Raw genomic sequence first — 12249 nt, forward strand, 5'->3', positions numbered from 1 at the left:
AAGCACTACTTTATTCTCGTTACCTTTGCCTGGAAGAGATGAGAGGGAATTAAATTACTGATTCAGGAATCATTTCGCCCATCGCTACAACAATTTTTCGCGAACCGATAAATGGATTGCGACTGTGAGCGGCAAGCATATTATCTAGCATTAAGATGTCTCCTGCTTGCCAGGGAAAACTAACAGCAGCTTCCCTGTACACTGCCTGAATTTCTTCCATTACCGAGTCTTCAATAGGAGTGCCGTCACCGTAATAGACATTGCGGGGGAGGTTCTCTTCTCCAAAAACAGAGAGCAAGGAAGCGCGGGTTGCCGCATCTAAGCAGGAAATGTGGTGCAAGGGAAGTTGGTTAAAAAATACCATCTCTTGAGTTTTTGGGTGCTTGGCAATTGCGGGGCGAATTTTGCGAGTTCTCAAATTATTTCCTGCTGTCCACTCAAATTCCATCCCAGCTTGGCGGCAGTATTCCTCAACCACCGATTTGTTTTCAGTTTGGAAAAAATCTTTCCAGCTTACATCTAGTCCGTCTGTGTAGTTACGAACGTACATAATTTGCTTTTGGGCAAATTTTTCTCTGAGTTTCGGGTCTAGCAACTGGTAAATTTTACGGCAGTCAACAATCGGCGTTTCTCCGCCTTGTTGCGCTGGCTGAACGCAGAAAAACCAGATTTTCATCGGCCAGCGGTGCAGGTGCGAACTCTCGCTGTGAAATAAGATAGCTTTATCTGCTGGGTAAGGAGTTGAACCGTAAACTTTTCCGCTAACTCCTTCGCGTGGCAAATCGCCGTACTCCCCAAATAATTCCGAACAAATTGAGTGAGCAAACTGCTCGAATGCGGAAACCACAGGGCCGATGAATCCTCGAAAAAGAATCCCTCCATGCTGTAGCAATTTTGCCTCTATAAATTCGCGGTTATTTTTCGCCCAGTCTGCGAGATCGACATCGGCTACTGCGGGTTTTGCCACTAAAGGAAAGAGTTCGTCGGGGTGCAGGTACTCGGTTTTTATCAATTCGCCTTGCGGCAAAGCCACTACTTTCGGCTTGACGCTTTTGAACTTACTAAAATTGCTTTTTTCACGCTTTACTTCTTGCATGGCTTGTTTCTGCTTCTGGGCTTCTGTGAGAATTTCTAAAGTGTTCAAACGACTGTCAGGCTGCGCCGCAATGCTGCCTAGGAGGGTTTCAAAGCGATTTAACATTTGAGCGATCGTCTCCCTGTCAAATAGGTCGGAATTATACTTCCAACTGCCGACAATTCCTGTCTCTGTTTCCGACACAAATAGCGCCAAATCAAATTTAGCCGTACCGCTATCAATTGCAACCGGCATTAAAGTTAAACCCGCCATTTCTAAAGTCGGCATAGGCGCATTTTGCATGACGAACAAAACTTGAAATAGCGGTGTTTGACTCAGGGTGCGATCGGGACGCAGTTCTTCTACCAGTTTGTCGAAGGGCAAATCTTGGTGAGTGTAAGCTTTTAATGTCACCTCGCGCACGCGATCGAGCAGTTGGCGAAATGTAGGATTGCCGCGCATATCGGTTCGCAAGACGAGGATATTGACAAAGAAACCAATTAAAGCTTCAGTCTCAACTTGTGTGCGGTTTGCCAGGTCAGTACCGACTACAATATCTTCTTGATTTGTGTAGCGATAAAGCAGCGTTTGAAGTGCTGCCAACAAGGTCATAAATAAGGTGACATTTTGTTGCCGACTGAGTGCGTTTAGCGCTTCTGAAACTTGCCAATCAAGCTGGAATTCTTGAATCTCAGCTTGATTGCTAGAAACAGCAGAACGCGGTTGTTTTGCTGGCAATTGCAGCGGGGGCAAAATTTGACCCAACTGCTGCTTCCAGTCAGCAAGTTTTGCTTCCAGAACTTCGCCTTGCAGCCAATTTGTTTGCCAGACAGCATAGTCTGCGTACTGTACAGAAAGTTCGGGTAGGGGAGAAGGTTTGCCACTGCCGAAAGCTTCATAAAGCGCCGCCACTTCCCGCACGAGTACCCCCATCGACCAGCCATCAGCTACGATGTGGTGTACTGTCAGTAACAGCAGGTATTCTGTGTCGTCAAGATGTAACAAAGTGACACGCAGTAACGGCCATTTTGTTAGGTCAAAAGGCTGTCGCGCTTCTTCAGCGGCGAGTCGCATTGCCTCGGCTTCTCGTTCAGCTTGCGATAACTCTCTTAAGTTTACGATCGGCAATGTGAAATTAAAAGATGAAATAATAACCTGAGCGGGTCGTCCTTCCACCGATTTAAAAGTTGTCCGCAATGCTTCGTGTCGCTTGATAATCTCCTGAAAAGTTTGCTCTAGAACCGCTACATTGAGCGCCCCCTTCAAGCGCACGGCTGCTGGGATATTATAGGCAGGATTCCCCGGCTGCAATTGGTCGAGAAACCACAGTCGTTGTTGTGCAAAAGAAAGGGGCAATTCTCCCTGCCTTGACGCCCGCTTGATGGGGGGTGCTTTCAGTTTTTGCTCGGCGCGATATTGCAAGAGGCTTTCGGTGACTGTTGCGACGGTAGGCGATTCAAAAAGAGAGCGCAAGGGTACTTCAACTTGAAAAGCTTCTCGCAGGCGAGAAATCGCCTGAGTAGCCAGCAATGAATGACCTCCCAATTCAAAGAAGTTATCGTGAATTCCAACTCGCTCTAAACCGAGAACTTCAGCCCAAATTTCTGCTATTAATTGCTCGTGGGGAGTTCGAGGCTCGACAAAATTGCTCTCGAATTCTGCTCGGTTGATGTCAGGTGCAGGTAGCGATCGCTGGTCGATTTTTCCATTGGTTGTTAAAGGCAGCGACTCCAATAAAACAAACGCTGAGGGCATCATGTACTGCGGCAATTTTTGTTTCAGGTAACAGCGCAAATCATTAATAAGTTCTGAGTCTTGAGTTTTGAGTGCTGAGTTAGAAACGATATAAGCGACCAAGCGCTTGTCGCCTGGATTGTCTTCTCGAACCAGCACGACGGTTTCCCGCAAGGCTGGGTGCTGACCGATCGCTGCTTCAATCTCGCCTAATTCGATGCGAAATCCGCGAATTTTAACTTGGTGGTCGCTGCGCCCCATAAATTCAATGTTTCCATCTGGAAGATAGCGAGCCAAGTCCCCGGTTTTATAGATGTGTTCTGAAAGGATGAAGGATGGAGAATTCTGGATTAATGAAAAAGCAGTTCTATTTTCGGCAAAGGGATTGGGAATAAATTTCTCTGCGTTTAGTTCGGGGCGCTTTAGATAGCCTCTGGATAAGCCGGCGCCGCCGATATAAAGTTCGCCCAAAACGCCTACAGGAACGGGCTGCAAATTGGCGTCTAAAATATAAAGCTGGGTGTTGGGAAGGGGGCGACCAATTGGAATGTAAGGGCGCTCGGATTCAATGAATTTTATGGGATGAATGGCTGTCCAGACAGTTGCTTCAGTCGGCCCGTAAAAGTTCCAAAGGGGTATGTTCCACTCAAGTAATTGAGCAGCGAGTTCTGTAGGAAAAGCTTCCCCGCCGCAAACAATTAAGCGGAGGCTCGATTGTTGAAAGTTAGTGGCAGCTTTTTTAGCGTCAATCAGTTGGCGGATTGCTGAAGGAGTTTGATTGAGAATGGTGACTCGTTCTTTGCACAGCAGTTCGTAAAATGCGGCTGGCGATCGCGTCACTTCCAGGGGAACGACGATTAGTTTGCAACCGTGAAGAAGTGCTCCCCAAATTTCCCAGACGGAAAAGTCGAAAGCGTAAGAGTGAAAAACCGTCCAAACGTCGCGATCGCTAAAATTAAATAGAGGGCGAGTGGCTGCAAAAAGATGAACGACGCTGCGGTGGTTGACTTGAACGCCCTTGGGTTTCCCGGTGGAGCCTGATGTATAGATTACATAAGCGAGATTGTCAGGGGTTGCTTCACTCGATGGATTTTCTTCGCTTTCGGGCGCGATATTCTCCCAGTCGGAATCTAGGAAAATTTTATGCAAGGCGCGGTCAATTTTCTCACCTAAATGCGACTGCGCGATCAGTATTTCAACCCCAGCGTCTTCTAGCATGAAGTTCAAGCGCTCATGGGAATGCGCCGGATCGAGCGGAACGTAAGCGCCGCCAGCCTTGAGAATGCCGAGCAATCCCACTACCATTTCTAGGGAGCGATCGACAAAAATTCCGACTGGAATTTCCGGTTTAACCCCTAAGTTTTTTAGGTGATGTGCTAGCTGATTTGCTCGCCGATTCAGCTCTCGATAGGTTAGCTGCTGTCCGTCAAAAACGACAGCGATCGCATCCGGCGTCCGCTCTGTCTGCGCTTCAAATAATGCGTGTACGCACTGATTTTTCGGAATATCCGATTGAGTATTGTTCCACTCAAACAGCAGTTGCTGCTGTTCAGATTTCGTCAAAATGGGCAAATTTGAAAGGCGCTGTTCGGGATTAGCAGCTATACTTTCTAGTAAGGTTAGAAAATGTCCGGCTATCCGCCGTGCAGTGCTAGCATCAAACAAATCTTCGCTATACTCAAGCGTTGCATTAATACCCTCTAATCCTTCCTCCAGGTCAAGCGCTAAATCAAATCTCGCCGTTTTCCGTTCTATTTCTAAATTGCTCAACGTCACTCCTGGCAATTTTATCTGCGGCGTCCGAACATTTCGCAGAGAAAACAATACCTGAAATAGCGGATTATGACTTAAATCTCGTTCGTGGTGTATGATTTCTACCAGTTTCTCGAAGGGCAAATCCTGGTGGTTATACGCGCCGAGAGCTACTTCTCGCACGCGAGCCAGTAACTCTTTAAAAGTCGGGTTGCTCGACAGATTGGTGCGGAAAACTAAGGTGTTAGCAAATAAGCCAATTAATTCCTCGATTTCGCGTCGGTTGCGGTTAGCAATGGGGGAGCCGACTAATATATCTTCTTGCCCGGTGTAGCGATAGAGCAACGTTTTAAACGCTGCCAGTAGGGTCATAAATAAAGTAGCTTTTTCCCGCTGGCTTAATTGGGCGATTTCCTCTGCGATTGCCTTGGGAATGGTGAATTTATGCACGGCCCCTCGAAAGGTTTGTACTGCCGAGCGGGGGCGATCGGTTGGCAAATTTAGTACAGAGAGATTGCCTCCGAGCTGTTTTTTCCAGTAAGCAAGCTGCGTCTCTAAAACTTCTCCCTGCAACCACTGGCGCTGCCAACTTGCAAAGTCTGCGTACTGTACCGACAGTTCGGGAAGGGGAGAAGGTTTGCCAGTACAAAAGGCTTGATAAAACGTGGCCAGTTCCTGGATGAATATTCCCATTGACCAGGCATCGGAAATGATGTGGTGCGTACTCAATAGCAGCACCCAGTTTGAAGCGCTCAATTGCAGCAATTTGGCACGCAATAAGGGTGCTTGTGACAAATCGAAAGCAAGCTTTGCTTCTGCGGCGATTAACCGTTCAACTTCGCGAGATCGTTCAGTTTCAGGAAGCGATCGCAAATCTATTTCTAAAATTTTCAATTCCAGCTTTGAAGCGATCGCCTGAACGGGTTGCCCGTTTATTGTCTTAAAAGCCGTTCGCAAAACTTCATGACGCTTGACAAGTTCGTTGAGACTGCGATCGAGGGATCTCGCGTCGAGTGTTCCCGTCAAACGCACGCCGGCGAGGATGTGATAGGTAAAGTTGCCTGGAGTTAGTTGCTCAAAAAACCACAACCGCTGTTGAGCAAACGACAGAGGAAAAGTGTTAGACTCTCGACTTTGAGGCAGAATTTTTGCTAGCGAAACGTTTTCGTTTTTATGGTTTAGTCGCTGCAACAGCAACTCGCGCTTTTCAGGAGAAAGAGCCGCGATGCGTTCGATTAAATCACTCATTTGCTGACTCCTTGCTGGGCGAGAATTTCCTGAATTTGTGCTTCTGACAGTTGATCGAGGTCTGCTAACACCCTCGCTAGCATTTCACTGTCTGTTTGTTCGACTTGCTTTTGCGCGATCGCTACTGCAAAATCTGCGACAGTGGCCGACTCAAATAAACGGTGCAAAGGCAACTCGACCTGAAATGCTTGGCGCACTCGGGAAATTACTTGAGTGGCTAATAGGGAATGGCCTCCTAATTCAAAAAAGTTGTCGTAAATGCCGACTTTTTCAAGCTTGAGAACTTCAGCCCAGATAGCGGCTAAAACTTCCTCGATATTTGTGCGAGGCGCGACAAAGTTTCCTGTCAACTCCGGTCGCATTTCGTCAGGTGCGGGCAGCGCTCGTCGGTCTATTTTTCCGTTAGAAGTTAAAGGCAAACTTTTGAGTATCACAAAAGCAGAAGGCACCATGTACTCCGGCAATTTTGACGTTAAAAAATTGCGAATTTCCTTGTGGGTAGGTGCTTGTTTCTGCTCGGAAACCAAATAAGCCACGAGCCGCTTTTGTGCCATTTCGTCTTCCCGCGCCACAACTACAGCCTGCGCGATATCTGGATGTTGCCCCAGCACCGCCTCAATTTCTCCCAATTCAATGCGGAAACCGCGAATTTTTACTTGGCCGTCAATTCGCCCGATAAATTCGATGTTTCCGTCTGGCAAATAGCGAGCCAAGTCGCCGGTTTTGTACAGTCGCGTCTTTGCTTGCGTGTCAAAGGGATTGGGAATAAATTTTTCTGCGGTTAATTCAGGGCGGTTAAGATATCCGCGTCCCAAATTATCACCGCCGATGTACAGTTCACCAGGTACGCCTATCGGTACCAACTGCAAGTAAGAATCCAAGATATAAATCTGAGTGTTGGCAATCGGATGACCGAGTGGAACTGTGTCAAAATCGCACCCAATTTTATCAAATTCGACTTGATAAGTCAGGACACCTACAGTTGTTTCTGTTGGCCCGTAGTGATTGAATACTGAGCAACTGGGAGCAAGATTGCGAAGTGTTTTAATTAAGCTCCAGTTGGCAGATTCACCTCCTAAAATAAGCCTTTTACCAGGCAAAATTGACTTGGGTTGAGAGGAATTTAAAAGGGCGGCTAGGTGAGAGGGAACTATTTTGAGGCAGTCGATGGGATTGCGGCCGAAATATTCACCCAGTGCCTCTGGATCGGTGGCGCGTTCTTGGGAGATAATATGCAGGCAACCGCCGAAACAAAGGGCGGGGAAAATCACTGTGTTTCCTAAGTCGGCGGCGAAGGTGGAAACGGTGGCGAAACTGGCACCTGATGGCAGGTTTAATTTTTCCTGAATGCTGTGCAGGTAATTGAGCAGTTGCCGGTGTTCGATCGCTACTCCCTTGGGCGTGCCAGTGGAACCGGAAGTATAGATGACGTAAGCTAAATTGTCAGAAGAGCCGCGAGGCGTGTAAGATTCAGAAACAGTGGGAATGTCTGTATCGATGCAAACAATATTTGCCTGAGTTTTCGGCAAGCTTTCGATGAGCCGCTGTTGTACCAGCAAAACCTTCACCTGAGCGTCTTCTAGCATTAGTGCTTTGCGCTCTATTGGGGTCGTTGGATCGATCGGTAAATAGGCGCCACCGGCTTTGAGTACGCCCAGCATTCCTACGATTGTTTCTAAGGAGCGATCGAGGCAAATTCCAACAATTGTTTCGGGCAAAACTCCCAAGTTTTGCAGGTGATGGGCGAGTTGATTGGCGCGATCGTTGAGTTCTCGGTAGGTGATTTGTTCACTTTCAAAGACGACGGCAATGCTGTCTGGGTTGCGTTCTGCTTGTTCTTCAAAAAGCTGGTGAACGCATTTATTTTTCGGGTAATCTTTTTGAGTTTGGTTAAAGTCAATGAGAAGTTGCAGCCGATCGCGATCGCTCAGTATGTCTACCTGACTGATAGCAACTTCGGGATTTTTGACTGCGCTTTCTAAAAGCGCCTGAAAGTGTTCTGACAAGCGCTTTATATCGGCCGCAGCAAATAAAGCGGAATCGTAGTGAAATTCAGCGCTTATGGAATTGCACAGGCGGAGGCAGGAGAGCTTAAGTTTGAATGGCTCTAGGCAGGCATCTTGCCGAACAAGGGAAAATGAAACGCCTGAATTACCATAGTTCTTAGGCTCTGCTTGGAACTCAAAGCAAACGGGCCAAAAGCTGCTGCTTTTTTCGTTTCCTAGGATTTGTTCCCAGTTAAAATATTCTTGCCAGTTGTACATCTCGTTGAGATTAAGCTCAACTTGCTGCCTCGCTTGTGAGAAATTTAACTCGTCTTGCACTTGCCACTGTAGGGGTAAGTATTTGCCCAGCAGCCCCAGAGAGTGTTCTAATTCTTCATATTTTCTGCCGTCAATCGCTACGCCGATTATCGGGGTTTGCTCTCTGGTAAGCCGCCCAATCAGAATTTGCCAGCAAGTCAGCAGGAAGGCAGAAATATCGCTTGTGTGCTTTGGGGCGATCGCTTCCAGGCTGTTTAACAAATCACCCCGAATTTCCACCCTTTCTACTTGTGGCTGAAATTCCGTTTCGGAATTCTTCTTTTCCCAAGGAAGCGTTAATAAATCCCAAGATTCAATGTTCAGCTTTCGCCAGTATTCTTGGCCGATTGCCGTTTCTTCTGATTCGAGTAACTCATTTTGCCACTCAGCAATATCCGCATATTGCATTGACTCATCAGAGAACTCTTCCCCGCACGCGCAGGCTGAGTAGGAAAGACTGAGTTCGCGGGTAAAATTTTTCAGGGTGGCACTATCTGCAATTAAGGCAGAGAAGTTCGCCAGTAATAGGTGCTTGTTTTGCGCCAGAGTGACTAAAGATAGATGCCAAAGTGGGCCGCGCTCAAAATCAAAAGGAAGCAGGTTTAGTTGCTGAAAAAGCGCTGCGATTTTAGCTTCTTGTTCTTCGGGAGACAAACCGCTCAGATTGTATTCCGAGATAGGAACTTCACCAGTGCTGGCGATCGCTTGCAGGGGTAGTGTCATCCCAGAAAAGCAGTGAAAGCTGGTACGCAGGATTTCGTGCCGATTCACGACATTTTGCAGCGCACTTTTAAGCATCTCTTTGTCGAGATTTCCGGTAATTAAAATTGCACCTCGAACGCGATAAGTCTGTTGGCTTTTATTTTGCTGTAACCCCCACAAATGCCGTTGCTGTGGAGAGATTCTAAACCCTTCGATTGTTTCGTTTTGCATTTCTAAAGATCCTTTAATAAGCCTAAATATTTTGACAGCTAAACGCTTCTGCCATACCGACAACAACCCGACGCGAACCCGAAAATGGCGTGCGTCCGTGCGCGGCTAGCATATTATCTAACAGCAAGACATCTCCTTCTTCCCAAGGGAAAACAATCGTTTCTTGCTGGTAGCAGCGACGAATTTCGTCTAATATAAAATCTTCAAGGGGCGAGCCATCGCCGTAATAAGCATTGCGGGGTAAATCTTCCTGTTTAAAAGAAGTTAAAAGCTCTTTGCGAACGGCGGGTTCGAGATTGGAAATGTGGAAGAGGTGAGCTTGATTAAACCACACCATTTCCTGAGTTTTTGGGTGCTGGGCGACCGCTTGACATATTTGCCGAGTTCTCAAGCGATCGCCACTTTTCCATTCTAACTCAATTCCCGCTTTTTTGCAATACTCTTCTACCTCTATTTTGCTATCAGTATTGAAGACATTTTGCCAGGGTAAATCTACGCCTCCGCCGTAATTTCGCACATACATAACCTTTTTTTGGGCAAACTTTTCTCTAATCTTTGAATCCAGGCTTTCAAACACTTTGCGGCTGTTAGCAATCGGAGTTTCTCCTCCCTGTTCGGCTTTCTTGACGCAGAAAAAAGCGATTTTCAGCGGCCAATTTCGAGAATAAGCCATTTCATTGTGCAGGGGGATGAATTGCTCGGCAGGATACTCGGTGGAAGTGTAGATATTTCCGCTCACCTGACTGCGCGGAGTTGAGCGAAAAGAATATTCCAACAAGTCGCCAGCAATAGTTTGAATAAACTGCTCGAAACCCTTCACCCCGCCGACTTCAAAGCCTCGAAAAAGTATTCCTCCGTGCTTCCATAACTGCGTTTCAATTGATGAGCGATTGTTCTGTGCCCAACCCGCGAGATTTAATTTTTCTACTGTTGGCTGAAGAACAAGAGGTAGAAGGTTTTCGGGCTGGAGGTAGGCGGTTTTGACTAATTCCTCTGAGGACAGGGTGACGGCTTTGCGCCTAACTGAGCCTAACTTTTGGGAATTGAGATTCTTTGTTTCTGTATTTGTCATAACTTTTGCTTTGGTGAAATTCTTGCGATTTTTCCCGAAAAAACCTGAGAGATTGAGCCATCATTTTAAACTTTTCATAACTTTGCGTTTAGCCATTTTTAATTTTTGAATTCCCGAAAGATGAATTTGTTTTTCCTGCTCGATTTGGTGCTGCCTTTCTGCTTCGGCAAGAATTTCTGCCAAGTCATCAATCCTGATATCTGGCTGGATGACTACCTGGTTGAGCAGGATTTGAAAACCTCTCACTATTCGGGCAATGGTCGCAGCCTCAAATAAGTCTGTTTTGTACTCAAATAAGCCTTGAATTCCTTCTGAAATCTCCCAGAGAGTGAGGCTTAAGTCGTGTCTCGACATACCGACATCGAATTCCAGAATGCTCAAGGTCAAACCAGCTAACTCCAGGGGTGGCATGGGCGCATTCTGGAGTACAAACCACACTTGAAACAGCGGGTTATAGCTGAGATTTCGCTCCGGCTGCAATTCCTCCACGAGCTTTTCAAAAGGGACATCCGGGTGAGCGTAAGCTGCTAAAGCTACCTCGCGTGTTCGACCGAGTAGTTCGCGGAAAGTTGGATTACCTGCGGTGTCAATTCGCAGCACTAAAGTATTGACAAAAAATCCAATCAGTTCCTCTAATTCAATGCGGTTGCGATTGGCAATGGGAGAGCCAATAGCGAGGTTATCCTGATTTATTTGGCAGGAGAGCAAGGATTGAAATGCTGCCAACAACGTCATAAATAGGGTGACATCTTGTTGCTGGGCGAGCGTTTTCAGCCTTTCAGTTAAAGAAGCAGAAATTACAAAAGATTGCTGCGACCCTCGGAAAGTTTGCACGGGAGAGCGCTGCCTATCTGTTGACAGCACAGCTAAACCGCCTCCCAATTGCTGTTTCCAATAAGCGAGCTGTTTTTCTAATTTCTCTCCCTGGAAATGCTGCCGCTGCCAACTGGCGAAGTCGGCATACTGTACGGAAAGTTCAGGCAGCCCAGAGGGTTTGTCAGTGGAAAAAGCTTCATAAAGTGCGGCTACTTCTCGCACCAATACCCCCATAGACCAACCATCAGAAATAATGTGGTGTATCGTCAGCAGCAACACATATTCTGCCGAACCCAGTTGCAGCAGAGTGGCCCGCAGTAAGGGATCTCGCGTTAAGTTAAAGGGGCGTTGGGCTTCTTCCAGAGTACGCTGCTCAATTTCAGCTTGCTGCTCAGTTTCTGGTAAATGTTGCAAGTTTACCACCGACAAAGCGAAATCCAAGGAAGGAGAAATCAGTTGAACAGGTTCCCCGTCCACTTCTGCAAAAGCAGTCCGTAAAACTTCGTGACGCCGGACAATTTCATTGAGTGTTTGTTGCAGTGCCGACAAATTCAATTGCCCTTGCAAACGCACAGCAGCAGGAAGGTTGTAGGCAGGGTTTTCGGGAGACAATCGATCGAGAAACCACAGCCGTTGCTGGGCAAAAGAAAGGGGAGCAGAATTTTGCTGCGATCGCCTGGGAATGCGCTTAGATTGCTCAGCCTGTACTGCCTCTTTGCCCAATGCTTTGAGGAGGAGCGCTCGCTTCTCGGGCGAGAGGTTTTTCAGTCGTTCTGAACGATTAGTAGACATCATAATTTACCTCGTCGCAGTGGTCGCTGTTTGTGATAGTTAAGGAAAGCTTTGCTGCTATTTTTAGCTGGTCGTTTAAAACAACGTTGATATCTGCTTCAGTGGTGAGGGGGTTGGCAAGGACGACTCGAAAAGCAACAATGGGAATGGTTTTGCCATAACAGGTGTTTTGCACGGTTGTTCGCGATACGAATGTGTGACCGGCTCGCCGCTGGGCCTCCTGAAGGCGCTCGTTAAATTGATTGATGAAGTGGTTGTCTGCTTCGGCTAGTTGTTTTTTGGCTGCTTTTTCCCTGAAGGTTTCTGGAATGTAGCGGTATAAAAGAATATTAATTTCTGGTTCTAGCAGCAATTCAAATGCTGGATTTTCCCGAATTAAATTGGCGAAGTGCTGCGTTTTATGGATGCCTGCATCTATCAAAAACTCATAGCCTTGATGGCCGATGATATTCAACGCGGCTTGCAAGTACAAACTCGCACCTGGTCGAGAGCCTTCGAGAGAGCGCTTGCCTAGATCGATGGAG

At 47.0% G+C, this 12249-nt stretch carries 4 protein-coding genes and 1 pseudogene; all 5 read right to left on the reverse strand.

Features of this window, described 5'->3' with window-relative positions:
- Nucleotides 1–49: 49 nt before the first annotated feature.
- The 5 genes and pseudogenes from D0A34_27640 to D0A34_27660 all read right to left on the reverse strand — a co-directional run bounded on the left by D0A34_27640 (nt 50) and on the right by D0A34_27660 (nt 12248).
- Nucleotides 50–5809 carry a non-ribosomal peptide synthetase gene (locus D0A34_27640; GenBank protein ID UNU22102.1) on the reverse strand — a complete coding sequence of 1920 codons (5760 nt, stop codon included), beginning with the start codon at nt 5807–5809 and terminating at the stop codon, nt 50–52.
- Entirely contained in the window at nt 5806–9045 is a 3240-nt protein-coding gene (locus D0A34_27645; protein ID UNU22103.1) for a non-ribosomal peptide synthetase, read from the reverse strand. Before D0A34_27645 ends, D0A34_27640 begins: the two co-directional genes overlap by 4 nt.
- A 22-nt stretch (nt 9046–9067) precedes the next feature.
- A complete protein-coding gene (locus tag D0A34_27650; GenBank protein UNU22104.1) occupies nt 9068–10117 on the reverse strand; it encodes a TauD/TfdA family dioxygenase in 1050 nt (349 codons plus the stop codon).
- A 60-nt stretch (nt 10118–10177) separates the two neighbouring features.
- The gene (locus D0A34_27655; protein UNU22105.1) at nt 10178–11728 is read right to left on the reverse strand and encodes a condensation protein; all 1551 of its coding nucleotides are present in this window, start codon (nt 11726–11728) and stop codon (nt 10178–10180) included.
- Nucleotides 11715–12248 (reverse strand): annotated as a pseudogene (locus tag D0A34_27660) (putative pyridoxal-dependent aspartate 1-decarboxylase). Before D0A34_27660 ends, D0A34_27655 begins: the two are co-directional and overlap by 14 nt.
- Between the last annotated feature and the right edge of the window lies 1 nt (nt 12249).

This window comes from Microcoleus vaginatus PCC 9802, assembly GCA_022701275.1.
Classification (GTDB): domain Bacteria; phylum Cyanobacteriota; class Cyanobacteriia; order Cyanobacteriales; family Microcoleaceae; genus Microcoleus; species Microcoleus vaginatus_A.